General features: G+C 67.3%; 34 protein-coding genes. 32 read left to right on the top strand and 2 right to left on the bottom strand.

What is annotated here, in order from left to right:
• Positions 1-61: 61 nt before the first annotated feature.
• A complete protein-coding gene (locus tag ACIQ1J_RS26395) occupies positions 62-493 on the bottom strand; it encodes an ATP-binding protein (RefSeq protein WP_403560592.1) in 432 nt (143 codons plus the stop codon).
• A gap of 158 nt (positions 494-651) precedes the next feature.
• Here ACIQ1J_RS26395 and ACIQ1J_RS26390 point away from each other — a divergent pair, with 158 nt between their 5' ends.
• Positions 652-1,527, top strand: coding sequence for a helix-turn-helix domain-containing protein (locus tag ACIQ1J_RS26390; protein ID WP_403560590.1), 876 nt, complete (start codon positions 652-654; stop codon positions 1,525-1,527).
• Entirely contained in the window at positions 1,524-1,736 is a 213-nt protein-coding gene (locus ACIQ1J_RS26385) for a DUF397 domain-containing protein (protein WP_403560588.1), read from the top strand. The genes ACIQ1J_RS26390 and ACIQ1J_RS26385 overlap by 4 nt, the downstream gene beginning before the upstream one ends.
• On the opposite strand, the gene ACIQ1J_RS26380 is transcribed toward ACIQ1J_RS26385, so the two are convergent.
• Entirely contained in the window at positions 1,687-2,589 is a 903-nt protein-coding gene (locus ACIQ1J_RS26380; protein WP_403560586.1) for a helix-turn-helix transcriptional regulator, read from the bottom strand. The two genes, ACIQ1J_RS26385 and ACIQ1J_RS26380, sit on opposite strands and share 50 nt — an antisense overlap.
• Positions 2,590-2,666: 77 nt before the next feature.
• On the opposite strand from ACIQ1J_RS26380, the gene ACIQ1J_RS26375 reads away from it, so the two are divergent.
• The 30 genes from ACIQ1J_RS26375 (at position 2,667) to map (ending at position 25,238) form a co-directional block, all read left to right on the top strand.
• On the top strand, positions 2,667-3,437 hold the full coding sequence (locus ACIQ1J_RS26375) for an SDR family oxidoreductase (RefSeq protein WP_403560584.1): 771 nt from the start codon (positions 2,667-2,669) through the stop codon (positions 3,435-3,437).
• 1 nt (position 3,438) lies between these two features.
• A complete protein-coding gene (locus tag ACIQ1J_RS26370; protein ID WP_403560582.1) occupies positions 3,439-3,648 on the top strand; it encodes a 4-oxalocrotonate tautomerase family protein in 210 nt (69 codons plus the stop codon).
• A 267-nt stretch (positions 3,649-3,915) separates the two neighbouring features.
• Positions 3,916-5,274, top strand: a complete 1,359-nt coding sequence (gdhA, locus tag ACIQ1J_RS26365) for an NADP-specific glutamate dehydrogenase (RefSeq protein ID WP_210957947.1) — start codon at positions 3,916-3,918, stop codon at positions 5,272-5,274.
• Between the two features lie 90 nt (positions 5,275-5,364).
• Positions 5,365-6,012 carry a hypothetical protein gene (locus tag ACIQ1J_RS26360; RefSeq protein WP_403560580.1) on the top strand — a complete coding sequence of 216 codons (648 nt, stop codon included), beginning with the start codon at positions 5,365-5,367 and terminating at the stop codon, positions 6,010-6,012.
• A 188-nt stretch (positions 6,013-6,200) separates the two neighbouring features.
• Positions 6,201-10,802, top strand: a complete 4,602-nt coding sequence (locus ACIQ1J_RS26355; RefSeq protein ID WP_403560578.1) for a DUF6531 domain-containing protein — start codon at positions 6,201-6,203, stop codon at positions 10,800-10,802.
• Positions 10,802-11,782: an SUKH-3 domain-containing protein gene (locus tag ACIQ1J_RS26350; protein ID WP_403560576.1), complete on the top strand. Its 981-nt coding sequence runs from the start codon at positions 10,802-10,804 to the stop codon at positions 11,780-11,782. Before ACIQ1J_RS26355 ends, ACIQ1J_RS26350 begins: the two co-directional genes overlap by 1 nt.
• Before the next feature lie 490 nt (positions 11,783-12,272).
• Positions 12,273-12,581 (top strand): 30S ribosomal protein S10, encoded by a 309-nt coding sequence (gene rpsJ, locus ACIQ1J_RS26345; protein WP_003948644.1) that lies wholly within the window; start codon positions 12,273-12,275, stop codon positions 12,579-12,581.
• Between the two features lie 16 nt (positions 12,582-12,597).
• Positions 12,598-13,242, top strand: a complete 645-nt coding sequence (rplC, locus tag ACIQ1J_RS26340) for a 50S ribosomal protein L3 (RefSeq protein ID WP_210957939.1) — start codon at positions 12,598-12,600, stop codon at positions 13,240-13,242.
• A gap of 8 nt (positions 13,243-13,250) precedes the next feature.
• Complete coding sequence (gene rplD, locus ACIQ1J_RS26335; protein WP_121748661.1) at positions 13,251-13,907, top strand: 50S ribosomal protein L4; 657 nt, start codon at positions 13,251-13,253, stop codon at positions 13,905-13,907.
• Positions 13,907-14,326 carry a 50S ribosomal protein L23 gene (gene rplW, locus ACIQ1J_RS26330; RefSeq protein ID WP_210957938.1) on the top strand — a complete coding sequence of 140 codons (420 nt, stop codon included), beginning with the start codon at positions 13,907-13,909 and terminating at the stop codon, positions 14,324-14,326. The genes rplD and rplW overlap by 1 nt, the downstream gene beginning before the upstream one ends.
• Positions 14,327-14,366: 40 nt before the next feature.
• Positions 14,367-15,203 (top strand): 50S ribosomal protein L2, encoded by an 837-nt coding sequence (gene rplB / locus ACIQ1J_RS26325; RefSeq protein ID WP_210957937.1) that lies wholly within the window; start codon positions 14,367-14,369, stop codon positions 15,201-15,203.
• 12 nt (positions 15,204-15,215) lie between these two features.
• A complete protein-coding gene (rpsS, locus tag ACIQ1J_RS26320) occupies positions 15,216-15,497 on the top strand; it encodes a 30S ribosomal protein S19 (protein ID WP_055418366.1) in 282 nt (93 codons plus the stop codon).
• 44 nt (positions 15,498-15,541) lie between these two features.
• Positions 15,542-15,889, top strand: coding sequence for a 50S ribosomal protein L22 (gene rplV / locus ACIQ1J_RS26315; RefSeq protein WP_030619142.1), 348 nt, complete (start codon positions 15,542-15,544; stop codon positions 15,887-15,889).
• Complete coding sequence (gene rpsC, locus ACIQ1J_RS26310) at positions 15,889-16,728, top strand: 30S ribosomal protein S3 (protein WP_121748662.1); 840 nt, start codon at positions 15,889-15,891, stop codon at positions 16,726-16,728. Before rplV ends, rpsC begins: the two co-directional genes overlap by 1 nt.
• A 5-nt stretch (positions 16,729-16,733) precedes the next feature.
• Positions 16,734-17,153 (top strand): 50S ribosomal protein L16, encoded by a 420-nt coding sequence (rplP, locus tag ACIQ1J_RS26305; protein ID WP_007443989.1) that lies wholly within the window; start codon positions 16,734-16,736, stop codon positions 17,151-17,153.
• Positions 17,153-17,377, top strand: coding sequence for a 50S ribosomal protein L29 (gene rpmC / locus ACIQ1J_RS26300; protein ID WP_003998824.1), 225 nt, complete (start codon positions 17,153-17,155; stop codon positions 17,375-17,377). Before rplP ends, rpmC begins: the two co-directional genes overlap by 1 nt.
• On the top strand, positions 17,377-17,664 hold the full coding sequence (gene rpsQ / locus ACIQ1J_RS26295; protein WP_055418364.1) for a 30S ribosomal protein S17: 288 nt from the start codon (positions 17,377-17,379) through the stop codon (positions 17,662-17,664). The genes rpmC and rpsQ overlap by 1 nt, the downstream gene beginning before the upstream one ends.
• A gap of 102 nt (positions 17,665-17,766) precedes the next feature.
• Positions 17,767-18,135, top strand: a complete 369-nt coding sequence (gene rplN / locus ACIQ1J_RS26290; RefSeq protein ID WP_003974257.1) for a 50S ribosomal protein L14 — start codon at positions 17,767-17,769, stop codon at positions 18,133-18,135.
• Between the two features lie 2 nt (positions 18,136-18,137).
• Entirely contained in the window at positions 18,138-18,461 is a 324-nt protein-coding gene (gene rplX, locus ACIQ1J_RS26285; protein WP_003974256.1) for a 50S ribosomal protein L24, read from the top strand.
• Complete coding sequence (gene rplE / locus ACIQ1J_RS26280; RefSeq protein WP_003974255.1) at positions 18,461-19,018, top strand: 50S ribosomal protein L5; 558 nt, start codon at positions 18,461-18,463, stop codon at positions 19,016-19,018. Before rplX ends, rplE begins: the two co-directional genes overlap by 1 nt.
• A gap of 5 nt (positions 19,019-19,023) precedes the next feature.
• Positions 19,024-19,209, top strand: a complete 186-nt coding sequence (locus ACIQ1J_RS26275; protein WP_003948630.1) for a type Z 30S ribosomal protein S14 — start codon at positions 19,024-19,026, stop codon at positions 19,207-19,209.
• A gap of 209 nt (positions 19,210-19,418) precedes the next feature.
• Positions 19,419-19,817: a 30S ribosomal protein S8 gene (gene rpsH / locus ACIQ1J_RS26270; RefSeq protein ID WP_026248232.1), complete on the top strand. Its 399-nt coding sequence runs from the start codon at positions 19,419-19,421 to the stop codon at positions 19,815-19,817.
• A gap of 24 nt (positions 19,818-19,841) precedes the next feature.
• Positions 19,842-20,381, top strand: coding sequence for a 50S ribosomal protein L6 (gene rplF, locus ACIQ1J_RS26265; RefSeq protein ID WP_003974253.1), 540 nt, complete (start codon positions 19,842-19,844; stop codon positions 20,379-20,381).
• Between the two features lie 3 nt (positions 20,382-20,384).
• Positions 20,385-20,768 carry a 50S ribosomal protein L18 gene (rplR, locus tag ACIQ1J_RS26260; RefSeq protein ID WP_121748663.1) on the top strand — a complete coding sequence of 128 codons (384 nt, stop codon included), beginning with the start codon at positions 20,385-20,387 and terminating at the stop codon, positions 20,766-20,768.
• Between the two features lie 43 nt (positions 20,769-20,811).
• Positions 20,812-21,417, top strand: coding sequence for a 30S ribosomal protein S5 (rpsE, locus tag ACIQ1J_RS26255; RefSeq protein WP_004927232.1), 606 nt, complete (start codon positions 20,812-20,814; stop codon positions 21,415-21,417).
• A 2-nt stretch (positions 21,418-21,419) separates the two neighbouring features.
• Positions 21,420-21,602 (top strand): 50S ribosomal protein L30, encoded by a 183-nt coding sequence (gene rpmD / locus ACIQ1J_RS26250; RefSeq protein WP_006140898.1) that lies wholly within the window; start codon positions 21,420-21,422, stop codon positions 21,600-21,602.
• 2 nt (positions 21,603-21,604) lie between these two features.
• A complete protein-coding gene (rplO, locus tag ACIQ1J_RS26245; RefSeq protein WP_043381011.1) occupies positions 21,605-22,060 on the top strand; it encodes a 50S ribosomal protein L15 in 456 nt (151 codons plus the stop codon).
• A 242-nt stretch (positions 22,061-22,302) separates the two neighbouring features.
• Entirely contained in the window at positions 22,303-23,616 is a 1,314-nt protein-coding gene (secY, locus tag ACIQ1J_RS26240; protein WP_403560567.1) for a preprotein translocase subunit SecY, read from the top strand.
• Positions 23,616-24,269 (top strand): adenylate kinase, encoded by a 654-nt coding sequence (locus ACIQ1J_RS26235; protein WP_403560565.1) that lies wholly within the window; start codon positions 23,616-23,618, stop codon positions 24,267-24,269. Before secY ends, ACIQ1J_RS26235 begins: the two co-directional genes overlap by 1 nt.
• A gap of 132 nt (positions 24,270-24,401) precedes the next feature.
• Positions 24,402-25,238, top strand: a complete 837-nt coding sequence (map, locus tag ACIQ1J_RS26230) for a type I methionyl aminopeptidase (RefSeq protein WP_403560563.1) — start codon at positions 24,402-24,404, stop codon at positions 25,236-25,238.
• Positions 25,239-25,272 lie beyond the last annotated feature (34 nt).

Genomic DNA, 25,272 nt, shown 5'->3' with positions numbered 1-25,272 from the left:
CTTGGTCGGGTTCTTTCTCCCCGAGTTCTTTCCTTGGTAGGGCGCCGACGGCACCGGAACCTCAGAAGATGGGTTCCGGTGGTGTGCAGCGCAGTTCCGCCCACACGGTCTTGCGCGGGAAGCGGCCCTCGGTCACTCCCCAACGGTCCGCCAACGCCTCGACCAGCAGCAGCCCACGGCCCGATTCCGCGTCGGGGGCGGGCGTCCGGACGTCGGGGAGCCGCTCGGCCCGGGTGTCGGTGACCTCGATGCGGAGGGTCGCGCCGACGACGTAGAGGGTGAGCCGGAAATCGCGGCCGGGGACGCGTCCGTGGGCCGCCGCGTTGCTCGCCAGTTCGGCGACGAGTTGGCGGGCCGGGTCCAGGGGCAGGCCCCAGGCGCGGAGCTGCTCGGTCGCGAGCAGGCGGGCGAGGCGGGCGCCGCGTGGCGTGGGGGAGAGCTGCACGCTGAAGTTGCGTACCGACGTCGTGAGTTCGGCGGATTTCTGGTTCACGTCACTCAGCGTGGCGGTGCGTGCGTACGGTGAGAAGTGACTCAGCGGGTACGTACGGTGACTGTCCGGTTGTTGTCCGGTGTGTCCGGGGCTGTCACGCCGGTCGGTACGGGTAGGGCGCTGGTGCATCCGAAGCGGGCACAACGGAGGGGCACGGCATGACAGTCGAGACGGACACGGGTCGGCTCAAGAGCGAGGCGGACGAGCCGGGTTGGGAGGTCGACCCGGACGACGAGTGGGGAATCGCCGTCATCACGACCGTCGGGCGGCAGCTGAAGCTGCGTCGAGAGGCGGTGGGGATGAGGGCCGCCGAGTTCGGGACGGTGGTCGGGTACGGCGAGGACATGGTCTACAAGATCGAGGGCGGCAAGCGGATTCCCCGGCAGGAGTACCTGGACAGGGCCGACGAGCCCCTGGAGGCGGGCGGCCTGATCTCGGCAGCCTGGGAGGACGTGAAGAAGGTCCGGTACCCGAAGAAGGTGCGGGAGCTGGGGAAGTTGGAGGCCAAGGCCGTCGAGATCGGGGTGTACGAGTGCAACATCGTCGCGGGGCTGTTGCAGACACCGGAGCACGCCCGTGCGCTAATGGGGGCCCGGCAGCCGCCGTACTCGCCGGATGACCTGGAACGCATGGTGGCCGCGCGGTTGGCCCGGCAGTCCGTCTTCGAACGCGACCCGGCCCCCTCCATGCACTTCGTCCTGGAAGAGGCGCCACTGCGTCGGCAGGTTGGAGGCACAATGGTGTGGCGGCAGCAGCTCGAAGGCCTGTTGGAGGTAGGGCGGTTGCACAACGTCACACTTCAAGTCATGCCGACGAACACCGATGCCCATCCAGGACTGGACGGCAGAATCGAGTTGCTGAAGTTTCAGGACGGTACGGCGGTGGGGCGCTCCGACGGGGCGTTCAACGGACGGCCGATCACCGACCCGAAACAGCTGCGCATTGTCGAGCTGCGGTATGGCACGATCCGAGCGCAGGCTCTCTCCCCACGGGAGTCGCTGGCCTTCATCGAGAATTTGCTGGGAGAAACATGATCGCCAAGGTCTCTGATCGGCACGCATCCGAACTGGCGTGGTTCAAGAGCAGCTACAGCGGTGGAACCGACGGTGAGTCCTGCGTTGAACTGGCCCTCACCCCCGGCACCATCCACATCCGCGACTCCAAGCACATAGAAGACGGCCCCCGCCTGGCCCTCACCCCGGCCGCGTGGACGAGCTTCCTCCCGTACGCCTCGGGGCGCTGACGACCTCCTGCGTCCCGACGACCGCCAGCAGATCCAGCAACCCCGCGCTGTCGGTCCCCACAGCCGGCGTGAACCAGAGCAACCGCTGCCGCCCGTCCTCGCTGAAGAGGTTGAGGCAGTTGACCTCGATGACGCCGAGCGTCGGGTGGACGATCCGTTTGCGGTCGTCCCGCCGGAAGGCCACGTCGTGGTCGGCCCACAGCGCGGCGAACTCCGGCGACACGTCGAGCAGCGTACGGATCATGGACCCGGTCTCCGGGTCCCTGGCGTCCCTCCGCGCCGCCGCTGCCCGTAGGTCGGCGACGAAGGCGCGGGACTGCCTCTCGTGGTCGGCCTCGGGATGCAGGCGCCGGGTGTCGGGCTCGGTGAACCACCGGTGCACGAAGCTGGCCCGGGGCCCCCGTAGCCCGGACTGGTCCCCGACCAGCGCCACGGCCAGCGGATTCTGTACGAGGGTGACGTGCAGGTCGGTGATCACCTGTGCCGGGGTCGAGGTCATCCGCCCGAGCAGGTCGAGCATGCCGGGGTGCACGTGCGAGGCGGCTCCGCCCTGGACGGGCACCGGCCGGTCCGCGAGCCGGTACAGATAGTCCCGCTCGTCGGCGGACAGCCGCAGCGCACGCGCCAGCGCGGCGATCATCTGCTCGGAGGGCTGCGACCCGGCCCCGCGCTCCAGCTCGTTGTAGTAGTCCACCGACGCTCCGGCGAGCTGGGCGACCTCCTCGCGCCGCAGCCCCGGCACCCGGCGCCGCGGCCCGGCGGGAAGCCCGACGTCGGCCGGGCGGATGCGCTCCCGCCGCGACCGCAGGAACGCTCCCAGCTCGGCGTACTTCACAGCGCTCATGCCCTCCATTCTGCGCCGGGCCGGGCCGGTGACCCATGGGATGACATCCCCTGGTTGCGTAGGCGGGTCGGGCGCACTGTGGAGCCATGACCACGAACACGAACCATCAGCGAACTCCCGCGCCGGAGAACGTACGCGTCGCCGTCGTCACCGGCGGATCACGCGGCATCGGCCGGGCGGTATCCGAGAAGCTCGCCCAGGACGGCCTGGCCGTCGTCGTGAACTACGCCCACGACGAGGCCTCCGCTGAGGAGACGGTGGCGGCGATCACCGAGGCCGGCGGACGGGCGGTCGCCGTACAGGCGGACGTGGCGGAGGAGAAGGAGGTCGCCGCGCTGTTCGACCGGGCGGAGGAGGAGTACGGCGGGATCGACGTGGTGGTGAACTCGGCCGGCCGAATGGCCCTGTCACCCATCGCCGATCTGGACCTGACCGCCCTGGACGCCATGCACCGCACCAACATCCGCGGCACTTTCGTGGTCGCCCGGGAGGCGGCCCGGCGGCTGCGGGCGGGAGGGAGCTTCGTAGGCTTCTCGACCTCCGTGGTCGGCACGCAGTTCCCGACCTACGGGGCGTACGCGGCGAGCAAGGGCGCGGTGGAGGCGATGACCCTGATCCTCGCTCGTGAACTGCGCGGACGGGACATCACCGTGAACACGGTCGCGCCCGGCCCCACGGCCACCGACCTCTTCCTCTCGGGCAAGACCGCCGAGCAGATCGACCGGCTCGCCAAAACCCCGCCCCTGGAGCGACTGGGCACCCCCGAGGACATCGCCGCCGTGGTCGCCTTCCTCGGCAGCCCCGCCGGTCACTGGGTGAACGGCCAGATCCTGCGCGCCAACGGAGGGATGATCTGACATGCCCTTCGCCCACTTCAAGGTCCCCGAGGGCACCCTCACCCCGGAGGACAAGCAGAAGATCATCGAACGCACCACCGACCTCTACGCGGAGATCTACGGGGAGCGCGCTCGCCCCACCACAGTCGTACTCGTGGACGAAGTCGCCGACGGCGGGTGGGGCGTCGCCGGGAACGTCCTCACGGCTGCGATGCTGAACGGCGACGCGTGACGCGTGACTGGGCAGCACGAGCCGTCCAGGTGACCTTTGTCTCATACGACACGAAAACCCCCGATATACGGAAGCGCGGTCTCACATAGTGGTCGCGCCCGGCGCCTGGTGCTGGCCAGGACGTTTACATGCGCGTAACACTGAAGTGTCCCGCGCGCGGCAACGGCGCCGAGCGCCCACCACCGGACCGACCGGACTGCGGCCTGCCCCTCCCGGGGCCCGCCCCCGTCTCCGTCTCCGGTGTCAGCCGTGCCAGAAAGGGCCCCTGTGACGACGCGAAGCGAGACCAGGACCGCGCTCGACCACCTGCTCACCGAGATCGAACACCGCAACCCGGCCCAGCCCGAGTTCCACCAGGCCGCCCACGAGGTCCTGGAAACGCTGGCGCCGGTGCTTGCGGCCCGCCCCGAGTACGCCGAGCCGGGGCTGGTCGAGCGGCTGGTCGAGCCGGAGCGGCAGGTCATCTTCCGGGTGCCGTGGCAGGACGACAAGGGGCGGGTCCACGTCAACCGCGGCTTCCGGGTCGAGTTCAACAGCGCGCTGGGCCCGTACAAGGGCGGCCTGCGCTTCCACCCGTCCGTCAACCTGGGCGTCATCAAGTTCCTGGGCTTCGAGCAGATCTTCAAGAACGCGCTGACCGGCCTCGGCATCGGCGGCGGCAAGGGCGGCAGCGACTTCGACCCGCACGGGCGGAGCGACGCGGAGGTCATGCGGTTCTGCCAGTCGTTCATGACGGAGCTGTACCGGCACATCGGCGAGCACACGGACGTCCCGGCCGGGGACATCGGCGTGGGCGGCCGGGAGATCGGCTACCTCTTCGGCCAGTACCGCCGCATCACCAACCGCTGGGAGGCCGGCGTACTCACCGGCAAGGGCGCGGGCTGGGGCGGCTCGCTGATCCGCCCGGAGGCGACCGGTTACGGCAACGTCCTCTTCGCGGCGGCGATGCTGCGCGAGCGCGGCGAGGACCTGGAGGGTCAGACGGCGGTGGTGTCGGGCTCCGGCAACGTGGCGATCTACACCATCGAGAAGCTGACCGCCCTCGGCGCGAACCCCGTCACCTGCTCGGACTCCTCCGGCTACGTCGTCGACGAGAAGGGCATCGACCTCGACCTGCTGAAGCAGATCAAGGAGGTCGAGCGTGGCCGCGTCGACACGTACGCCGAGCGCCGCGGCTCCTCGGCCCGCTTCGTCCCCGGCGGCAGTGTCTGGGACGTCCCGGCCGACCTCGCCCTCCCGTCGGCCACCCAGAACGAGCTGGACGAGAACGCCGCCGCCACCCTCGTCCGCAACGGCGTCAAGGCGGTCTCCGAGGGTGCGAACATGCCGACGACCCCCGAGGCCGTCCACCTCCTCCAGCGCTCCGGCGTCGCCTTCGGCCCCGGCAAGGCGGCCAACGCGGGCGGCGTCGCGGTCAGCGCCCTGGAGATGGCCCAGAACCACGCCCGTACGTCCTGGACGTCGGCGCGGGTCGAGGAAGAGCTGACGGACATCATGAACAACATCCACACCACCTGCCACGAAACCGCCGAGCGCTACGACGCCCCCGGCGACTACGTCACCGGCGCGAACATCGCGGGCTTCGAGCGCGTGGCGGACGCGATGCTGGCGCAGGGGGTCATCTGACGGATCCGGCGTCTCGGTCTCCTCCCACTCGATCAATGGGACGATGTCGGAAAACCTGATCGAGTGACGAACGGGGAGACCGGGAACGACATGGCCCGTTACACGGAGGCACTGACCGTCGAGCGCGGCGGATTCCGCATCAAGGTGCCGGAATCGTGGTGGGAGTTTGACGTACGCCCGGAGTCGCGGGACGACTCGATCCGCCGCATGGTCGACGACCGCGTCCGCCGGCACCCGGAGCTGGAGCCGTCCCGCTCCGCCTACGTCACCTTCCTCCAGAAGGCGGCGTCGGACGCGTGGAAGTCCGGCGCGATGTACTGCGGTTGCATGGCGGAGAGCTTCGGCGGCGACACCCCGGTCACCGGCTCGGTGACGGTGTCGCTGGTCGGCGGCCGCACGTCGTCCGGCGACCCGCTCCCCACCGACCCGGCCGCCATCGCCGGCCAACTCGCCGTCAAGGAGGCGAGAAAGCCCGGCGACTCCTGGCGCAAGGTGACGACGGTCGACATCCCGGGGGTGGGCGCCGCCGCCCGCACCCAGGGCATCGAGGACATCCCGGTCCCCGGCGACGCCCTGAACCGCACCGTCCGCGCGGTCCTGATGCAGACGTACATCCCGGTCCCCGGCCAGGAGGGCAAGGTCGCCCTGGTCGCGGGCAGCAGCCAGGTCCTCGACCTCGCGGACTCCTTCTTCGACATCTTCGACGCGATCACGTCGACGTTCCGGTTCGCGGGCTGAGGACGGACGGACGGGCGCCCTGCCCGCCCACACGGCCAGGGTGCCCATGGCCATTCCCCCCCCGACCGACCACTTGTCCGCGCGCCCGGCGCCCGGTCGGCCCACCTTTCCGTCGACCGAACGAGCGCTGTAAGTTCACGCGTGCATACGGTTGTTGATGAGGCGCGTGCGCTGACGGGGGTTGCGGGATGGTGGGCCACAGGCCGAGTGACTGGCATGTCCTGGACCTGGAGAAGGACCCGACCCCGGGTGACCCGCAGCGGGTCCGCACGCTAGCCAAGACGCTGCACGACTTCGCCGACGACGTGTCCGACGCGCTGCGCCTGGTCAAGGGCATGGCGGGGGAGAGCACGCTCGCGGAGTGGGCGGGCAAGTCGGCGACGGTCTTCAAGGAGGAGTTCTCGGGCGTACCGAAGAACCTCACCAAGCTCGAGAAGTCGTACGGGATGTGCGGCGACGCCCTCGCCGACTTCTGGCCGAAGCTGGAGCGGGCGCAGGCGCTGGCGGACAAGGCGCTGATCAAGGCGCGGGAAGCCCGCGACGACCTCTCCTCCGCCCAGTCGAAGCTGTCCTCGGCGGACTCGTGGGTGACGCGGGCGTCGAAGGAGGCCGACAAGTACAAGGACGACCCGACGGGCAGCAAGTCGGACGCGGACAAGCCGGACGAGGGCAAGGTCCGTGCCGCCACGCGGGACGTCCAGCACGCCAAGACCGCGCAGACCGACGCGCAGTCGGCCGTCGACTCCGCGCAGAGCGCGCTGGACGCCGCGAAGAAGATGGCCGCGGACGCGCGCAAGATGCGCGACGACGCCGCCCGTGACGCGAAGAACAAGATCGACGAGGCCTCCGACGCCGGTATCCAGAACCGGTCCTGGTGGGAGGACATCGGCGACTGGTTCACCGACAACTGGGACAACATCGTCGCGGTCTGCAAAGTCGTCGTCGCCGTCCTCGGGATCGTCGCGATGATCATCGGCGGGCCCATCCTGGGCGCGATCGTGCTGGTGGCGGGGCTCGTGGTGCTCGCCGACTCGCTCTACAAATACAGCAAGGGCCAAGCGTCGCTATGGGACGTGGGGCTGGCCGCGCTGGACTGCATACCCGGCATGAAGGGGCTCACCACCCTCGGTGGACTCGCCAAGGGGCTCAAGGCTGCCGGCAAGGGTGGTCTGGCGGCCATGGCCAAGGGGCTGGGAAAGAAGGGTCTGCGAAGCGAAGCAGACAACGCCGTGGCCAAGGCGAAGCCCGGTAAGGGCCGCTGCCTGAATGGCGATCCGGTCGACATGGTCTCTGGTGAGATGTACATGACCGAGGTCGATGTCGAACTGCCGGGGCTGCTCCCCTTGGTGTTGAGACGCACCCACCTGTCCACCTACCGGTCGGGAAGGTCCTTCGGCGCGGCGTGGGCATCAACCCTCGACGAACGTCTGGAGCTGGACGACCAAGGCGCGGCCTACGCCACTGAGGACGGCATGGTCCTCCTGTACCCGGTACCCGATCCCAACGCCTCGGTGCTGCCCGCCGAGGGACCTCGTTGGCCGCTTCACTGGGTCGGCGAGCCTGGCGCCCCGCTGGGCATCACCGACCCGCTCACCGGAGTAACCCGTCATTTCGCGGCTCCGGAGCGTCCGGCCCCGATCGACGAGGCATTCACGCTCCTGCTTGTGGCGTTGACCGACCGCAACGGCTACCGGATCGACGTCGACCGCAGTGCGGACGGCGCGCCAGTCGCCGTACGCGACTCTGGCGGGCGGCACATCCACGTCGAAACCGAGGCGGGGCGCGTCACCGCCCTGCGTTTGCGCGACCCGGAGTCCGAAGTCGGCACGCTGCTGAGGCGCTTCGACTACAGCCCGACGGGCAACCTCACCGAGATCCGCGATTCGAGTGGCTTGCCTCTGAAGCTGACGTACGACGATCGCTCACGAATAACTTCCTGGACCGACCGCGAAGGGTATTGGTATCGCTTCGCCTACGACGATCAGGACAGATGCGTCGGCGGCGAGGGCACCGACGGCCTCCTGCGGTGCACCATCGCGTACGACTCTGAACACCGGGAGACGCGCTACACCGACGCGCTGGGCCACACCACGAAGTATCGCTGGAACCACCGTTACCAGCTCCTGGCTGAGACCGACCAGCTCGGTCACACCACGAGGTACGAGTGGGACCGCTACGACCGCTTGCTGGCGAGGACCGACGCAGGCGGGAGGACCACCCGCTACACGTATGACGAACTGGGCGCGCCGACGGCTGTCATTCGGCCCGACGGCCATCGGGAAACAGCCGAGAACAATGCGTGGGGACAGCCCGTCGAGGTGGTCCAAGCCGACGGTAACGCCTGGCGGATGGAGTACGACGACCGCGGCAACCTGATTGTTGAGACCGACCCCACAGGGGCCCGCATCGGCTACCGCTACCGGGACGACGGTGCGCTCATCGCGGTCACCGACGCGGTCGGCGGCACCGCCTTCATCGAAGCCGACGCGGCAGGCTTGCCCGAGACGTCCACCGATGCCGCTGGGGGCACCACACGCTTGGTGCGCGACGCGTTCGGCAGGGTCGTCGAACAGACGGGACCTGACGGCTACCTCACCCGGCTGAGCTGGACGCCGGAAGGCCGGCAGCTCCGTCTCGAACTGCCGGACGGCACCGTGGAGCGTCGGGCCTACGACGGTGAGGGCAATCTCATCGAGCATGTGGACGGTCTGGGTCGGGTGACCCGCTTCGAGTACGGGGCATTCGACCTCCTCCACGCGCGAACGGACCCGGACGGCTCGAGGGTGGAGTTCACCCACGACGGCCAACTGCGTGTCACCTCTGTCACCAACCAGCAGGGAGCCGTGTGGGAGTACTCGTACGACGAGGCCGGGCGTCTCGTCCGGGAGCGGGACTTCCGCGGTCGCGTCCAGAGCTACCGGTTCGACGCGGTCGGTCGACTCGTCGGACAGACCAACGGCGCGGGCCAGGCGATTGACTATGTTCGCAGCGACCTCGGCAAAGTCACGGAGCAGCGGGCTCCGGAAGGCATCACACGCTACGAGTACGACGCTGTCGGCCAGGTGCTCCGTGTAACCGGCCCCGGGACTGAACTGAGCTACGAACGTGACGCTCGCGGTCGCGTGCTGGCGGAGACGTGTAACGGGGCCACCGTACGCTCGACGTACGACGTGCTCGGTCGGCGTGTGAGCCGCGTAACTCCGTCGAACGCCGAGAGTGCTTGGGAGTACGACGAACGCGACCGCCCGGTGGTTCTGCGGACGGCTGACAGAACTGTCACGTTCGACTATGACCAGGCTGGACGAGAGATCGAGCGCCGCATAGGCGGCATCGCTCTGAGACAGAGCTGGGACGGAGCGGGCAGGCTCAGCCTGCAGACTCTCACCGCCGAGGGCCCCGGCGCGTCCCCGGCAGGGCCTGCGGACCGCCTGCAGCATCGCGTCTACCGGTACCGGCCCGACGGCACGGTCGCCGCGATCAGTGACTTGCTGCAAGGCGACCGGCACGTCGAGGTCGACGCGCAGGGACGCGTCTCCGGCGTGCGGGCGGCCACGTGGACGGAGCGCTACGCGTACGACGCGACGGGCAACGTCGCTGAGGGCGAATGGCAGCCCGCGCACCCTTCACGCGGTGCCGAGGACCGCCCCGTCCGTCGGGTGGGGGACGTCCGTTACGACTACGACGACCAGGGCCGGGTCGTCGTCAGACGCAAGAAGCGGCTCTCCCGCAAGCCCGACGTCTGGCGCTACACCTGGGACAGCGAGGACCGTCTGGTCGCTGCGACCACGCCGGACGGCACCGCATGGACCTACGCGTACGACCCGTTCGGTCGGCGCATCGCGAAGAGGCGGCTCGGCCCGGACGGGCGGACTGTGGTCGAGGAGACCACGTTCGTCTGGGATGGCTTCGTTCTGGCCGAGCAGATCACCACGTCGGTTGGCGCGGAGTCCACATGCACGGTGTGGGACTGGGAGCAGGACCGTTTCAGCCCCGTGACCCAGATCGAGCGTGTCCCGGCGGACGTGCCTCAGCAGTGGGTGGACGACGAGTTCTTCTCCATCGTCACGGACTTGGTCGGAACGCCCGCCGAGATGGTCTCGGAAGCCGGAGACCTCGTCTGGCAGGCACGAACCACGGTGTGGGGAGCACCGCTCGACGCCCCGGGCCCGGACGCCGCTTACTGCCCCCTGCGCTTCCCGGGGCAGTACCACGATCCGGAAACGGCGCTTCACTACAACTATCAGCGCCACTACGATCCGGAGACGGGCCAGTACGTCTCCTCGGACCCCCTCGGCCTCGCCCCGGGCCCGAACCCGCGCGCATACGTCCCGAACCCCTTCACGGCGGTCGACCCCTTTGGACTGGCCCCCTCCTGTGAAGACGCCGCGCGCAATGCCGCCGAGCGACGGGCCGACGTCGAGCAGCAGCGTCCGGGAGCGAGCAAGAAGACCCGACCGACGAGTGCGGCCGGCCTGTCGGTCCCGGGGCACAACCAGCCCTTCCACGGGGCGAGCATCAAGGGTGGCGGAGAACATGACTTGCACCCGGACGTTCGAGCCGCCTATGACAGAGTGCCCGAAGATATGCGGGCGGTGGCTGGGCAGCATGGAAAGTGTGGCGAGGCCGAAGCATTGTCCTATGCGATGAAGGCGGGAGTCGATCCGCGGGGCGGCACGATGGCTGCCGTCGATGTCCGAGCGCCGGGCAATCCCAACCATCACAAGATCAAGCCACCTTGTGACTCATGTAAAAATGTACTGGAGCAACTCGGAATTACGGCGGTGATTTGATGGCAAGCGACGAGATTCCCGAAGAATGGTCAACTTTGACCTATCGAGTTCTACGGTCGGCCGGATGGTACCCCGGGCGATCTGTCCCTCTTGATAGGTATGAAAGCCCCCTAAAAGAGTTCAGCGGGCTTGAGATGCCTGAGGCGGCGAGGCGATTTCTCGGTGAATTCGCCGGTCTGTCGACGAGCACCTGGACCCCTGGTCCGCTGATGCCGCAATCTCCTTTCCGGTTCGACCCGTGCGATGCCGACATGGGTCGCGAACTAGGCGCACAGGTCCGCGACACGTTTCTTCGCATGAGTGAAAGTGTTGGCACCCCTCTTTACCCCATTGGTCGTGTGGACGAGGGCGCCAACTACCTCGGGATGGCTGCTGACAGTTCCGTCTACATCGGTAACGGCGGCGCGGAGCTGCTGGCTCGCAGCGCCTATGGCGCCTTGGAGATGCTCGCCGTTGAGCGACGCACTGAGGCCCCGTTGCCCTTCGTGCTCGTGGGCGATCACCTGGAGCTTCCCCCTGAATTCGGTGCCACCCATGGCCCGGCCGGTGTGCCTAGGTGGTCACCGGAGACGGAGCGCGTACTGCGGTTGGCCGGTTGGCGGCCGGGGCGCGTAGTCTCCACTGAGTCCTGGGGACGAATGATGCGCGAAGCTGATGAGGGTTACGTCATGCACGAGGCCGCGCGGCGATTTCTCAGCGAATTTGGCGGCTTGGAGGTGCACCAGAGAGGCCCAGGGGTGAATGCCGCCCGGTCGCCTTTTCGCCTTGATCCTTTGTTGGCAAAATGGGATTTCGAGATAATTGAGTCTCTCAGCGAGGACGCCGAGTCCCAGCTCTACCCGGTAGGTGATTGTTCTCAGGGCAACTTCTACCTCACCGTGGCCGAAGACGGGGCGGTCTATGTGGGTATGGATGAGATCGAGTTGTTGGCGGACTCGGCGGATGAGGCGCTGGACAAGCTCGTTCGAGGGATCCGCTGATATGTACGTGACGGCGAGGTCCGGCTCGTGAGGTCCTGCCGGAGGCGCCACGTGTCCCCAACGACAGACTCGGGCAGCGCACGGACTTTGCGCCTCTCCACCCTCGGGGTAAGGTCCTCGGCTCGATTGGCCACCGCAGTGCCCCGTATGGCAGACTAACGGGGTTGCTCGGTCGAGTGCCGATGCTGCGCGCCTCCCGCCGGGGGGACCGGAAGCGAGTCCCACAGTACTCGTCGTCCCTGATCAGGGGCGGACGTACGGGAATCTTCCGGGAAGTGTCAGCGGGGTGCAGGCCAGGCACCCGGTGGGCCTCTCGCCCCCGGTCCGCGGTTCCGGAAGGGCCCGCACTCCCCATGCAGGGAAGTCCCGAAGAGGGACATCCATGTCAGCGAGAGTGCGACACGCCCGACCGCGTGGGTCGGAGGGGGAGTGGAATGACAAGGGACCACCGGGTCCAGAGCGTTTCGAGAGACAGGACTACTGAGTAGCCATGGCGGGACAGAAGATCCGCATCCGGCTCAAGGCCTACGACCACGAGGTCATCGACTCTTCGGCGAAGAAGATCGTCGAGACGGTGACTCGCACTGGTGCGTCGGTCGCGGGCCCGGTGCCGCTGCCCACTGAGAAGAACGTGTACTGCGTCATCAAGTCGCCGCACAAGTACAAGGACTCGCGCGAGCACTTCGAGATGCGCACGCACAAGCGCCTGATCGACATCCTCGACCCGACCCCCAAGACCGTTGACTCTCTGATGCGACTCGACCTCCCGGCCGGTGTCGACATCGAGATCAAGCTCTGAGGGCGGTGATCTGAAGATGACCAAGCAGATCAAGGGCATCCTGGGCGAGAAGCTCGGCATGACGCAGGTGTGGGACGAGAACAACCGTGTTGTTCCGGTCACCGTCGTCAAGGCCGGCCCCAACGTCGTCACCCAGGTCCGTACGAACGACGCCGACGGCTACGAGTCCGTCCAGATCGCGTTCGGCGAGATCGACCCGCGCAAGGTGAACAAGCCCCTCAAGGGCCACTTCGCCAAGGCCGACGTCACCCCCCGCCGCCACCTCGTCGAGATCCGCACGGCCGACGCCGCCGAGTACACGCTCGGTCAGGAAGTCACCGCCGAGGTCTTCGAGTCCGGCGTGAAGGTCGACGTCACCGGCAAGAGCAAGGGCAAGGGCTTCGCCGGTGTCATGAAGCGTCACAACTTCAAGGGCCTCGGCGCCGGACACGGCACCCAGCGCAAGCACCGCTCCCCCGGTTCCATCGGTGGCTGCGCCACCCCGGGCCGCGTGTTCAAGGGCCTCCGCATGGCCGGCCGCATGGGCAACGAGCGGGTCACCACCCAGAACCTGACCGTCCACGCCGTTGACGCGGAGAAGGGTCTGCTGCTCATCAAGGGCGCGGTTCCCGGTCCGAACGGCGGCCTCGTCCTGGTCCGCACCGCGGCCAAGGGGGCCTGAGGTAACCGATGAGCACTGTTGACATCCTTTCGCCTGCCGGCGAGAAGACCGGAAGCGTCGAGCTCCCCGCGGAGATCTTCGGCGTGGAGAAGATCAGCATCCCGCTGATCCACCAGGTCGTCGTCGCGCAGAACGCCGCTGCCCGCCAGGGCACGCACAAGACCAAGCGTCGCGGCGAGGTCCGTGGTGGCGGCAAGAAGCCGTACCGCCAGAAGGGCACCGGCCGCGCCCGCCAGGGTTCGACCCGTGCGCCGCAGTTCGCCGGCGGTGGCGTCGTCCACGGCCCGCAGCCGCGTGACTACTCGCAGCGGACCCCGAAGAAGATGAAGGCCGCGGCCCTGCGCCACGCCCTCACCGACCGGGCCCGCCACGACCGCATCCACGTCGTCACCGGCGTCATCGAGGGCGACAACCCGTCCACGAAGGCCGCCCGGACGCTGTTCGGCAAGATCTCGGAGCGCAAGAACCTGCTCCTGGTCGTCGACCGCGCCGACGAGGCCGCGTGGCTGTCCGCCCGCAACCTGCCCCAGATCCACATCCTGGAGCCGGGCCAGCTGAACACGTACGACGTTCTCGTCTCGGACGACGTGGTCTTCACCCAGGCCGCCTTCGAGTCCTTCGTGTCCGGCCCCAAGGCTGCTGACACCGAAGGGAGCGAAGCCTGATGGCTACGCGTCACCCGAGCATCGCCTCCAAGGCGGCCAAGGCCGCCAAGGCAGCGCGCGTCGCCAAGGCGCGTCGCCACGAGGCCGAGGGCAAGAACACCGTCGTCACGCCGGTCAGCAAGTCGTTCACGGACCCCCGTGACGTGCTGCTGAAGCCGGTCGTCTCCGAGAAGAGCTACGCGCTCCTCGACGAGAACAAGTACACGTTCGTCGTCGCGCCGGGCTCCAACAAGACCCAGATCAAGGAGGCCGTCCAGGCGGTCTTCTCGGTCAAGGTCACCGGCGTCAACACGATCAACCGCCAGGGCAAGCGCAAGCGGACCCGCACCGGCTTCGGCAAGCGTGCCGACAGCAAGCGCGCGATCGTGACCCTTGCCGAGGGCGACCGTATCGACATCTTCGGCGGTCCGACCTCCTGACGGAGGTCCGGATCGTCCGGAATCGGACGAGGACTGAGAAATGGGAATCCGCAAGTACAAGCCGACTACGCCGGGCCGTCGTGGCTCCAGCGTCGCCGACTTCGTCGAGGTCACGCGGTCCACGCCGGAGAAGTCGCTGGTCCGCCCGCTGCACAGCAAGGGCGGCCGTAACAACGCCGGTCGTGTGACCGTTCGCCACCAGGGTGGCGGACACAAGCGCGCCTACCGCGTGATCGACTTCCGTCGTCACGACAAGGACGGCGTGCCGGCGAAGGTCGCGCACATCGAGTACGACCCCAACCGCACCGCGCGCATCGCGCTGCTTCACTACGCGGACGGCGAGAAGCGCTACATCCTCGCCCCCCGCAACCTGTCGCAGGGTGACCGCGTCGAGAACGGTCCCGGGGCCGACATCAAGCCGGGCAACAACCTGGCGCTCCGCAACATCCCGGTCGGTACCACGATCCACGCGATCGAGCTCCGTCCCGGTGGCGGTGCCAAGTTCGCCCGTTCCGCCGGTGCCTCCGTGCAGCTGCTCGCGAAGGAGGGCCAGATGGCCCACCTGCGCATGCCGTCCGGAGAGATCCGCCTGGTCGACGTGCGCTGCCGCGCCACCGTCGGCGAGGTCGGCAACGCCGAGCAGAGCAACATCAACTGGGGTAAGGCGGGCCGTAAGCGCTGGCTGGGCGTTCGCCCGACCGTGCGTGGTGTGGTCATGAACCCGGTGGACCACCCGCACGGTGGTGGCGAAGGCCGTACCTCGGGTGGTCGCCACCCGGTGTCCCCGTGGGGCAAGAAGGAAGGCCGTACTCGTTCGCCCAAGAAGGCGTCGAACAAGTACATCGTCCGCCGCCGCAAGACGAACAAGAAGCGCTAAGGACGGGTTGAGATGCCTCGTAGCTTGAAGAAGGGACCCTTCGTCGACGACCACCTGATCAAGAAGGTGGACACGCAGAACGAAGCAGGTTCCAAGAACGTCATCAAGACCTGGTCCCGTCGCTCGATGATCGTCCCGGCGATGCTCGGCCACACGATCGCGGTGCACAACGGCAAGACCCACATCCCGGTGTTTGTCACCGAGTCCATGGTCGGCCACAAGCTCGGCGAGTTCTCGCCGACGCGCACCTTCCGGGGTCACGTCAAGGACGACCGGAAGTCGAAGCGCCGCTAGTCAGCGGGGTGTGAAAGATCATGACAAACACTGAAGGGACAACCATGGAAGCCAGGGCCCAGGCGCGGTACATCCGCGTCACGCCCATGAAGGCCCGCCGCGTGGTGGACCTCATCCGTGGCATGGATGCCACGGAGGCTCAGGCGGTCCTGCGTTTCGCCCCGCAGGCCGCGAGCGTGCCGGTCGGCAAGGTGCTGGACAGCGCCATTGCCAACGCCGCGCACAACTACGACCACACCGACGCCGACAGCCTCGTCATTTCCGAGGCCTACGTCGACGAGGGCCCGACCCTGAAGCGGTTCCGTCCGCGCGCCCAGGGCCGCGCCTACCGGATCCGCAAGCGGACCAGCCACATCACCGTGGTCGTCAGCAGCAAGGAAGGAACCCGGTAATGGGCCAGAAGGTAAACCCGCACGGGTTCCGGCTCGGTGTCACGACCGACTTCAAGTCGCGTTGGTACGCCGACAAGCTGTACAAGGACTACGTCAAGGAAGACGTCGCCATCCGTCGGATGATGACGTCCGGCATGGAGCGCGCCGGCATCTCGAAGGTTGAGATCGAGCGCACCCGTGACCGCGTGCGGGTGGACATCCACACCGCTCGTCCCGGCATCGTCATCGGCCGCCGCGGCGCCGAGGCCGACCGTATCCGCGGTGACCTGGAGAAGCTGACCGGCAAGCAGGTCCAGCTGAACATCCTCGAGGTCAAGAGCCCGGAGACGGACGCTCAGCTGGTGGCCCAGGCCGTCGCCGAGCAGCTCTCCTCCCGCGTCTCCTTCCGTCGTGCCATGCGCAAGAGCATGCAGGGCACGATGAAGGCCGGCGCCAAGGGCATCAAGATCCAGTGCGGTGGCCGCCTCGGTGGCGCCGAGATGTCCCGCTCGGAGTTCTACCGCGAGGGCCGTGTGCCCCTGCACACGCTCCGCGCGAACGTGGACTACGGCTTCTTCGAGGCCAAGACGACCTTCGGCCGCATCGGTGTGAAGGTCTGGATCTACAAGGGCGACGTCAAGAACATCGCCGAGGTCCGCGCCGAGAACGCCGCTGCCCGCGCCGGCAACCGCCCGGCCCGTGGTGGCAACGACCGCCCGGCCCGTGGTGGCCGCGGTGGCGAGCGTGGCGGTCGCGGTCGCAAGCCGCAGCAGCAGTCCGCGCCGGCTGCCGAGGCCCCCAAGGCCGAGGCTCCCGCCGCCGCTGCCGCTCCGGCTGAGAGCACCGGAACGGAGGCCTGACCGAAATGCTGATCCCCCGTAGGGTCAAGCACCGCAAGCAGCACCACCCGAAGCGCCGTGGTATGGCCAAGGGCGGTACGACGGTTGCGTTCGGCGAGTACGGCATCCAGGCCCTCACGCCGGCGTACGTGACCAACCGCCAGATCGAGGCGGCCCGTATCGCGATGACCCGCCACATCAAGCGTGGCGGCAAGGTCTGGATCAACATCTACCCGGACCGCCCGCTCACGAAGAAGCCGGCCGAGACCCGCATGGGTTCCGGTAAGGGTTCCCCCGAGTGGTGGATCGCGAACGTGCACCCGGGCCGGGTCATGTTCGAGCTGTCCTACCCCAACGAGAAGATCGCCCGTGAGGCGCTGACTCGTGCGGCCCACAAGCTGCCGATGAAGTGCCGGATCGTCAAGCGCGAGGCAGGTGAAGCGTGATGTCGGCCGGTACCAAGGCGTCCGAGCTGCGCGAACTGGGTGACGAGGAGCTTCTGGCGAAGCTCCGCGAAGCCAAGGAAGAGCTGTTCAACCTCCGCTTCCAGGCGGCGACGGGTCAGCTCGAGAACCACGGTCGGCTCAAGGCCGTCCGCAAGGACATCGCGCGGATCTACACCCTGATGCGTGAGCGCGAGCTGGGCATCGAGACGGTGGAGAGCGCCTGATGAGCGAGAGCAACGTGACTGAAGAGACGAAGGCCGGCCGCGGCTTCCGCAAGACCCGTCAGGGTCTCGTCGTCAGCGACAAGATGGACAAGACCGTCGTCGTCGCCGTCGAGGACCGCGTGACCCACGCGCTGTACGGCAAGGTCATCCGCCGTACCAACAAGCTCAAGGCTCACGACGAGCAGAACGCCGCGGGCGTCGGCGACCGTGTCCTCCTCATGGAGACCCGGCCGCTGTCCGCGACGAAGCGCTGGCGCGTCGTCGAGGTCCTCGAGAAGGCCAAGTAATTCCTGCGGTATATCCCCGCAGGTCAGTTCCGCCAGGCTCGGCGAGAAGCGTGAAGCACTCACGCTTCTCGCCGGGAACCGGCAGACAATCAGGAGATAGACGTGATCCAGCAGGAGTCGCGGCTTCGTGTCGCCGACAACACGGGTGCGAAGGAAATTCTCACCATCCGTGTGCTCGGTGGCTCGGGCCGCCGCTACGCGGGTATCGGTGACGTCATCGTCGCCACCGTCAAGGACGCGATCCCCGGTGGCAACGTGAAGAAGGGTGACGTCGTCAAGGCGGTCATCGTTCGCACCGTCAAGGAGCGCCGCCGTCCCGACGGCTCGTACATCCGCTTCGACGAGAACGCCGCCGTCATTCTGAAGAACGACGGCGACCCTCGCGGCACCCGTATCTTCGGCCCGGTGGGCCGTGAGCTGCGCGAGAAGAAGTTCATGAAGATCATCTCCCTCGCGCCGGAGGTGCTGTGAGCATGAAGATCAAGAAGGGCGACCTGGTCCAGGTCATCACCGGTAAGGACAAGGGCAAGCAGGGCAAGGTCATCGCGGCCTTCCCCCGTGAGGACCGTGTCCTGGTCGAGGGTGTCAACCGGGTCAAGAAGCACACCAAGGCCGGGCCGACCGCTCGCGGTTCGCAGGCCGGCGGCATCGTGACCACCGAGGCCCCGATCCACGTCTCCAACGTCCAGCTGGTCGTGGAGAAGGACGGCAACAAGGTCGTCACGCGCGTCGGTTACCGCTTCGACGACGAGGGCAACAAGGTTCGCGTTGCCAAGCGGACGGGTGAGGACATCTGATGGCTACCACCACCACTCCGCGTCTGAAGACGAAGTACCGCGAGGAGATCGCGGGCAAGCTGCGTGAGGAGTTCTCGTACGAGAACGTCATGCAGATCCCCGGCCTCGTCAAGATCGTGGTCAACATGGGTGTGGGCGACGCCGCCCGCGACTCCAAGCTGATCGAGGGCGCCATCCGCGACCTCACCACGATCACCGGTCAGAAGCCGGCCGTCACCAAGGCCCGCAAGTCCATCGCGCAGTTCAAGCTGCGTGAAGGCCAGCCGATCGGTGCCCACGTCACGCTCCGTGGCGACCGCATGTGGGAGTTCCTGGACCGCACCCTGTCGCTCGCGCTGCCGCGCATCCGCGACTTCCGTGGTCTGTCCCCCAAGCAGTTCGACGGCCGTGGCAACTACACCTTCGGTCTCACCGAGCAGGTCATGTTCCACGAGATCGACCAGGACAAGATCGACCGCACCCGGGGTATGGACATCACCGTGGTGACCACGGCGACCAACGACGCTGAGGGCCGCGCGCTCCTTCGTCACCTCGGCTTCCCCTTCAAGGAGGCGTGAGCGAGATGGCGAAGAAGGCTCTGATTGCCAAGGCTGCTCGCAAGCCCAAGTTCGGTGTTCGTGGCTACACGCGCTGCCAGCGCTGCGGCCGTCCGCACTCCGTGTACCGCAAGTTCGGCCTGTGCCGCGTGTGCCTTCGTGAGATGGCCCACCGTGGCGAGCTGCCGGGCGTGACCAAGAGCTCCTGGTAATCCGGTAATTCCGGGTTATTCAGGCTCTCGGTAAGCATCTGGGTCGGCAGGGGCCCACCCTCGCATGCATTAGGCTTGTGGGGTTGGGCGTCTGCCGCCCGTACGACTTACTACGCCGTAGGTCCACCGCGCCGCACCCGTCCCGTCTCGGATCGGGGAGAGGGATGGCGCACCAGGAAACCCCGGCGAGAGAGGCCGAAGGCCAATTCATGACCATGACTGATCCGATCGCAGACATGCTTACGCGTCTGCGGAACGCGAACTCGGCGTACCACGACTCCGTGACGATGCCGGCGTCCAAGATCAAGTCTCACATCGCGGAGATCCTCCAGCAGGAGGGCTTCATCACGGGCTGGAAGACCGAGGACGCCGAGGTTGGCAAGAACCTCGTCCTCGAGCTGAAGTTCGGCCCGAACCGTGAGCGCTCCATCGCGGGCATCAAGCGGATCTCCAAGCCCGGTCTCCGGGTGTACGCGAAGTCCACCAACCTGCCCAAGGTGCTGGGTGGCCTCGGCGTGGCGATCATCTCCACGTCGCACGGGCTCCTCACCGACAAGCAGGCCGGCAAGAAGGGCGTGGGTGGGGAAGTCCTCGCCTACGTCTGGTAGCGGAAGGGAACGGAGGAAACAGCTATGTCGCGCATCGGCAAGCTCCCCATCGCGGTTCCCGCCGGCGTGGACGTCACCATCGACGGCCGTACGGTTTCGGTCAAGGGCCCGAAGGGCTCGCTGACTCACACCGTCGTGGCGCCGATCGACATCGCCAAGGGTGAGGACGGCGTTCTGAACGTCACCCGCCCCAACGACGAGCGTCAGAGCAAGGCCCTGCACGGCCTGTCCCGCACGCTGGTGGCGAACATGATCACCGGCGTGACCCAGGGTTACGTGAAGAAGCTCGAGATCAGCGGTGTCGGTTACCGCGTGCTCGCCAAGGGTTCGAACCTGGAGTTCTCCCTCGGCTACAGCCACCCGATCCTGGTCGAGGCCCCCGAGGGCATCACCTTCAAGGTGGAGAACCCGACCCACTTCTCGGTCGAGGGCATCGACAAGCAGAAGGTCGGCGAGGTTGCGGCCAACATCCGCAAGCTGCGCAAGCCTGACCCGTACAAGGCCAAGGGCGTCAAGTACGAGGGCGAAGTCATCCGCCGCAAGGTCGGAAAGGCGGGTAAGTAAGCCATGGCATACGGACAGAAGATCCTCAAGGGCGACGCATACAAGCGCGCCGCGATCAAGCGCCGTCACATCCGGATTCGCAAGAATCTCTCGGGTACGGCGGAGCGTCCCCGTCTGGTCGTTACCCGCTCGAACCGCCACATCGTGGCCCAGGTGATCGACGACCTCAAGGGTCACACCCTTGCGTCGGCGTCCACCCTGGACACCTCGATCCGTGGCGGCGAGGCCGACAAGTCGGCGCAGGCCAAGCAGGTCGGCGCCCTGGTCGCCGAGCGTGCCAAGGCCGCGGGTGTCGAGGCCGTGGTCTTCGACCGCGGTGGCAACCAGTACGCCGGGCGCATCGCCGCCCTGGCGGACGCCGCCCGCGAAGCCGGTCTGAAGTTCTGACCCGGTTCCGTATCGCTAGCGGAAACAGAGAGAGGTAATTCCAATGGCTGGACCCCAGCGCCGCGGTGGCGGTGCCGGTGGCGGCGAGCGGCGGGACCGGAAGGGCCGTGACGGCGGCGCAGCTGCCGCCGAGAAGACCGCTTACGTTGAGCGTGTCGTCGCGATCAACCGCGTCGCCAAGGTTGTGAAGGGTGGTCGTCGCTTCAGCTTCACCGCGCTGGTCGTGGTGGGCGACGGTGACGGCACCGTGGGTGTCGGTTACGGCAAGGCCAAGGAGGTGCCGGCCGCCATCGCCAAGGGTGTTGAGGAGGCCAAGAAGCACTTCTTCAAGGTCCCCCGTATCCAGGGCACCATCCCGCACCCCATCCAGGGTGAGAAGGCTGCCGGCGTCGTGCTGCTCAAGCCCGCGTCCCCGGGTACCGGTGTTATCGCCGGTGGTCCGGTGCGTGCCGTGCTCGAGTGCGCCGGTATTCACGATGTGCTGTCGAAGTCTCTCGGCTCCGACAACCAGATCAACATCGTGCACGCGACCGTGGAGGCCCTCAAGGGCCTGCAGCGTCCCGAGGAGATCGCGGCCCGCCGTGGTCTGCCGCTCGAGGACGTCGCCCCCGCGGCTCTTCTCCGTGCACGTGCCGGGGCGGGTGCGTAATCATGGCGCAGCTCAAGATTACGCAGGTCAAGTCCTACATCGGCAGCAAGCAGAACCACCGTGACACCCTGCGTTCCCTTGGTCTCAAGGGGATCAACACGCAGGTCGTCAAGGAGGACCGCCCCGAGTTCCGCGGCATGGTGCACACCGTCCGCCACCTCGTGTCGGTCGAGGAGGTCGACTGATCATGGGTGAGCAGAACCCGCTCAAGATCCACAACCTCCGTCCCGCCCCGGGCGCCAAGACCGCCAAGACCCGTGTCGGTCGTGGTGAGGCGTCGAAGGGTAAGACGGCTGGTCGTGGTACCAAGGGTACGAAGGCCCGTTACCAGGTTCCGGAGCGCTTCGAGGGTGGCCAGATGCCCCTCCACATGCGTCTCCCGAAGCTGAAGGGCTTCAAGAACCCGTTCAAGACCGAGTTCCAGGTCGTGAACCTCGACAAGCTGGCCGCGCTCTACCCCGAGGGTGGCGAGGTCACCGTCGAGGGTCTGGTGGCCAAGGGTGCCGTTCGCAAGAACAGCCTCGTCAAGGTCCTCGGCCAGGGTGAGATCTCCGTGGCGCTGCAGGTGACGGTCGACGCCGTCTCCGGCTCCGCCAAGGAGAAGATCACCGCCGCCGGCGGTACCGTCACCGAGCTCGTCTGAACTACTCGGGCGTGTCGATGACATGAGCGATCCCAACCGGGGATGCCCCACAAAAGGGGTATCCCCGGTTGGTCGTTCCAAGGGAAGTGCTCCCGCCGGTAAGGTGGCCTGCGCTGCCCTCTTTCACGGGTGCGTCACATGAGGCACTCTGGGCGGCAGTTGACCGTTACCTACTTTGTCGTCAGTCGAATCCTCAAGACCGTCACCCTTGACGCAGTAGCGCGGGGGTCGCAGGAGGCACCGTGCTCACCGCGTTCGCCCGGGCGTTCAAGACGCCCGACCTGCGCAAGAAGCTGCTCTTCACGCTCGGCATCATCGTGGTCTACCGGCTTGGTACCCACATCCCCATCCCAGGCGTCGATTACAAGAACGTCCAGGAGTGCGTGGACCAGGCGTCCGGCAGCCAGGGTCCCCTCGGCATGATCAACATGTTCAGCGGTGGTGCGCTGCTGCAGATCACGGTCTTCGCGCTCGGCATCATGCCGTACATCACGGCGAGCATCATTCTGCAGCTGCTCACCGTCGTGATCCCGCGTCTGGAGGCTCTGAAGAAGGAGGGCCAGGCGGGCACGGCGAAGATCACGCAGTACACCCGCTACCTGACCATCGCGCTCGCCATCCTGCAGGGCACCGGCCTGGTGGCCACCGCCCGCAGCGGTGCCCTGTTCTCCGGCTGCACCGTCGGCGGTCAGATCGTCCCCGACCAGGCGATCTTCACCACCGTCGTCATGGTCATCACCATGACCGCCGGTACGGCCGCCGTCATGTGGCTCGGCGAGCTGATCACCGACCGCGGCATCGGCAACGGCATGTCGATCCTGATGTTCATCTCGATCGCCGCGACCTTCCCCTCCGCTCTGTGGGCCATCAAGAAGGAGGGCACCCTGGCGGGCGGCTGGATCGAGTTCGGCACCGTCATGCTCGTCGGCTTCGTCATGATCGGCCTGGTGGTCTTCGTGGAGCAGGCCCAGCGTCGCATTCCGGTCCAGTACGCGAAGCGCATGATCGGCCGCCGTTCCTACGGTGGTACGTCGACGTACATCCCGCTCAAGGTGAACCAGGCGGGCATCATCCCCGTCATCTTCGCGTCGTCGCTGCTCTACATCCCGGCGCTGGTCGTCCAGTTCTCGAACTCGACGTCGGGCTGGGCCACCTGGATCAACAAGAACCTCGCGGACACCGGGGCGGCGCCGCACATCATCCTGTACTTCTTCCTGATCGTCTTCTTCGCCTTCTTCTACGTGGCCATCACGTTCAACCCCGAGGAAGTCGCGGACAACATGAAGAAGTATGGTGGGTTCATCCCGGGCATCCGGGCTGGCCGACCGACCGCTGAGTATCTGAGCTACGTACTCAACCGGATCACCTGGCCGGGTTCGCTGTATCTGGGCCTGATCTCTCTCGTACCGACAATGGCGTTGGCCGGTTTCGGGGCAAACCAGAACTTCCCGTTCGGCGGGACCAGCATCCTCATCATCGTGGGTGTGGGTCTCGAGACGGTGAAGCAGATCGAGAGCCAGCTCCAGCAGCGCAATTACGAAGGGTTCCTCCGCTGATGCGAATCGTCCTCGTCGGGCCGCCGGGTGCCGGTAAGGGAACGCAGGCCACCCGCCTTGCCGAGACGCTGCACATTCCGCACATCTCCACGGGTGACCTGTTCCGCGCCAACATCAGCCGGCAGACGGAGCTGGGCAAGCTCGCCAAGTCGTACATGGACGCCGGCAACCTCGTACCGGACGAGGTGACCATCGCCATGGCGAAGGACCGCATGGAGCAGCCCGACGCCGAGGGCGGCTTCCTGCTGGACGGTTTCCCGCGCAACGTCTCCCAGGCCGAGGCGCTGGACGAGCTCCTCGAGACCGAGGACATGAAGCTCGACGCGGTGCTGGACCTGGAGGCCCCGGAGGACGAGGTCGTCAAGCGGATCGCCGGCCGGCGCGTCTGCCGCAACGACTCCGCCCATGTCTTCCACGTGGCGTACACGCCGCCGAAGAAGGAAGGCGTCTGCGACGTCTGCGGCGGCGAGCTGTACCAGCGGGACGACGACTCCGAGGAGACGGTCCGCAAGCGGCTTGAGGTCTACCACACGCAGACCGAGCCGATCATCGACTACTACAAGGCGCAGGGCCTGGTCGTCACCATCGCGGCGACCGGACTGGTGGCCGAGGTCACGGGCCGTGCGCTGGAGGCGCTCAAGCGCGACCAGTAGTTCTTCCAGTCAGGCTGCAGCCGCGGTCCCTCGCTCAGGGGCCGCGGCTGTGCTGTGGGGTGGGGCCGGACCCTGCCCCGTATCGTTGGAAGCGTTTCCCTTACTCTCCGGTCCAGAAAGGCCGCAGTCCCCATGGTGCAGATCAAGAGCCCCGAGCAGATCGCCAAGATGCGTGAGGCGGGGCTGGTCGTCGCCGCCATCCACGCGGCCACGCGCGAGGCGGCCGTGCCCGGCGCCACGACCAAGGACCTGGACCAGGTCGCCCGCAAGGTGCTCACGGAGTACGACGCCAAGCCGAACTTCCTCGGCTACGGCGGCTTCCCGGCGACCATCTGCACGTCCGTGAACGAGGTCGTCGTCCACGGCATCCCGTCCGACGACGTCGTCCTCAAGGACGGCGACGTCATCTCCATCGACTGCGGCGCGATCATCGACGGCTGGCACGGCGACGCCGCGTACACGGCCTTCGTCGGCTCCGGTCACTCCCCGGAGCTGGTCGAGCTGTCCCGGGTGACCGAGGAGTCGATGTGGGCGGGCATCGCGGCCATGAAGCAGGGCAACCGGCTCGTCGACGTCTCCCGGGCCGTCGAGACGTACATCCGCCGCCAGCCGAAGCCCGGCGGCGGCAAGTACGGGATCATCGAGGAGTACGGCGGCCACGGCATCGGCACCGAGATGCACATGGACCCGCACCTGCTGAACTACGTCGACCGCCGGCGCGGCAAGGGCCCCAAGCTGGTCCCCGGCTTCTGCCTGGCCATCGAGCCGATGGTCTCCCTCGGCACCCCGCGCACCGAGGTCCTCGAGGACGAGTGGACGGTCGTCACGACCGACGGCACCTGGTCCTCCCACTGGGAGCACTCGGTGGCCCTCACGGAACAGGGCCCGCTGGTCCTGACGTCCCCCGACGGGGGCAAGGCGAAGCTGGCCGAGCTGGGCGTCACGGCGGCGCCGGACCCGCTGGCCTGACCGGGGACCGCGCCCACGAGGGCCGGTCGGAGGC

It is taken from the genome of Streptomyces sp. NPDC097107 (genome assembly GCF_044762405.1).
Classification (GTDB): Bacteria; Actinomycetota; Actinomycetes; order Streptomycetales; family Streptomycetaceae; genus Streptomyces; species Streptomyces thinghirensis.
The sequence above is the reverse complement of the archived record's forward strand: the minus strand, read 5'-3'. Positions and strand labels throughout refer to the sequence as shown.

Excerpts from the sequence above, each read along its gene's own strand:
- ACIQ1J_RS26390 (WP_403560590.1), top strand. The coding sequence starts at position 652 with ATGACAGTCGAGACGGACACGGGTCGGCTCAAGAGCGAGGCGGACGAG.
- rplB (WP_210957937.1), top strand. The coding sequence starts at position 14,367 with ATGGGAATCCGCAAGTACAAGCCGACTACGCCGGGCCGTCGTGGCTCC.
- rplD (WP_121748661.1), top strand. The coding sequence starts at position 13,251 with ATGAGCACTGTTGACATCCTTTCGCCTGCCGGCGAGAAGACCGGAAGC.
- rplE (WP_003974255.1), top strand. The coding sequence starts at position 18,461 with ATGGCTACCACCACCACTCCGCGTCTGAAGACGAAGTACCGCGAGGAG.
- ACIQ1J_RS26385 (WP_403560588.1), top strand. The coding sequence starts at position 1,524 with ATGATCGCCAAGGTCTCTGATCGGCACGCATCCGAACTGGCGTGGTTC.
- rpsH (WP_026248232.1), top strand. The coding sequence starts at position 19,419 with ATGACCATGACTGATCCGATCGCAGACATGCTTACGCGTCTGCGGAAC.
- ACIQ1J_RS26235 (WP_403560565.1), top strand. The coding sequence starts at position 23,616 with ATGCGAATCGTCCTCGTCGGGCCGCCGGGTGCCGGTAAGGGAACGCAG.
- rpsC (WP_121748662.1), top strand. The coding sequence starts at position 15,889 with ATGGGCCAGAAGGTAAACCCGCACGGGTTCCGGCTCGGTGTCACGACC.
- map (WP_403560563.1), top strand. The coding sequence starts at position 24,402 with ATGGTGCAGATCAAGAGCCCCGAGCAGATCGCCAAGATGCGTGAGGCG.
- rplP (WP_007443989.1), top strand. The coding sequence starts at position 16,734 with ATGCTGATCCCCCGTAGGGTCAAGCACCGCAAGCAGCACCACCCGAAG.
- rplC (WP_210957939.1), top strand. The coding sequence starts at position 12,598 with ATGACCAAGCAGATCAAGGGCATCCTGGGCGAGAAGCTCGGCATGACG.
- rplR (WP_121748663.1), top strand. The coding sequence starts at position 20,385 with ATGGCATACGGACAGAAGATCCTCAAGGGCGACGCATACAAGCGCGCC.
- rpmC (WP_003998824.1), top strand. The coding sequence starts at position 17,153 with ATGTCGGCCGGTACCAAGGCGTCCGAGCTGCGCGAACTGGGTGACGAG.
- rplO (WP_043381011.1), top strand. The coding sequence starts at position 21,605 with ATGGGTGAGCAGAACCCGCTCAAGATCCACAACCTCCGTCCCGCCCCG.
- ACIQ1J_RS26375 (WP_403560584.1), top strand. The coding sequence starts at position 2,667 with ATGACCACGAACACGAACCATCAGCGAACTCCCGCGCCGGAGAACGTA.
- rplX (WP_003974256.1), top strand. The coding sequence starts at position 18,138 with ATGAAGATCAAGAAGGGCGACCTGGTCCAGGTCATCACCGGTAAGGAC.
- ACIQ1J_RS26275 (WP_003948630.1), top strand. The coding sequence starts at position 19,024 with ATGGCGAAGAAGGCTCTGATTGCCAAGGCTGCTCGCAAGCCCAAGTTC.
- ACIQ1J_RS26360 (WP_403560580.1), top strand. The coding sequence starts at position 5,365 with ATGGCCCGTTACACGGAGGCACTGACCGTCGAGCGCGGCGGATTCCGC.
- rpsJ (WP_003948644.1), top strand. The coding sequence starts at position 12,273 with ATGGCGGGACAGAAGATCCGCATCCGGCTCAAGGCCTACGACCACGAG.
- rplV (WP_030619142.1), top strand. The coding sequence starts at position 15,542 with ATGGAAGCCAGGGCCCAGGCGCGGTACATCCGCGTCACGCCCATGAAG.
- ACIQ1J_RS26380 (WP_403560586.1), bottom strand. The coding sequence starts at position 2,589 with ATGGAGGGCATGAGCGCTGTGAAGTACGCCGAGCTGGGAGCGTTCCTG.
- ACIQ1J_RS26350 (WP_403560576.1), top strand. The coding sequence starts at position 10,802 with ATGGCAAGCGACGAGATTCCCGAAGAATGGTCAACTTTGACCTATCGA.
- rplF (WP_003974253.1), top strand. The coding sequence starts at position 19,842 with ATGTCGCGCATCGGCAAGCTCCCCATCGCGGTTCCCGCCGGCGTGGAC.
- rpsE (WP_004927232.1), top strand. The coding sequence starts at position 20,812 with ATGGCTGGACCCCAGCGCCGCGGTGGCGGTGCCGGTGGCGGCGAGCGG.
- ACIQ1J_RS26355 (WP_403560578.1), top strand. The coding sequence starts at position 6,201 with ATGGTGGGCCACAGGCCGAGTGACTGGCATGTCCTGGACCTGGAGAAG.
- ACIQ1J_RS26370 (WP_403560582.1), top strand. The coding sequence starts at position 3,439 with ATGCCCTTCGCCCACTTCAAGGTCCCCGAGGGCACCCTCACCCCGGAG.
- rpsS (WP_055418366.1), top strand. The coding sequence starts at position 15,216 with ATGCCTCGTAGCTTGAAGAAGGGACCCTTCGTCGACGACCACCTGATC.
- rplW (WP_210957938.1), top strand. The coding sequence starts at position 13,907 with ATGGCTACGCGTCACCCGAGCATCGCCTCCAAGGCGGCCAAGGCCGCC.
- rpmD (WP_006140898.1), top strand. The coding sequence starts at position 21,420 with ATGGCGCAGCTCAAGATTACGCAGGTCAAGTCCTACATCGGCAGCAAG.
- rpsQ (WP_055418364.1), top strand. The coding sequence starts at position 17,377 with ATGAGCGAGAGCAACGTGACTGAAGAGACGAAGGCCGGCCGCGGCTTC.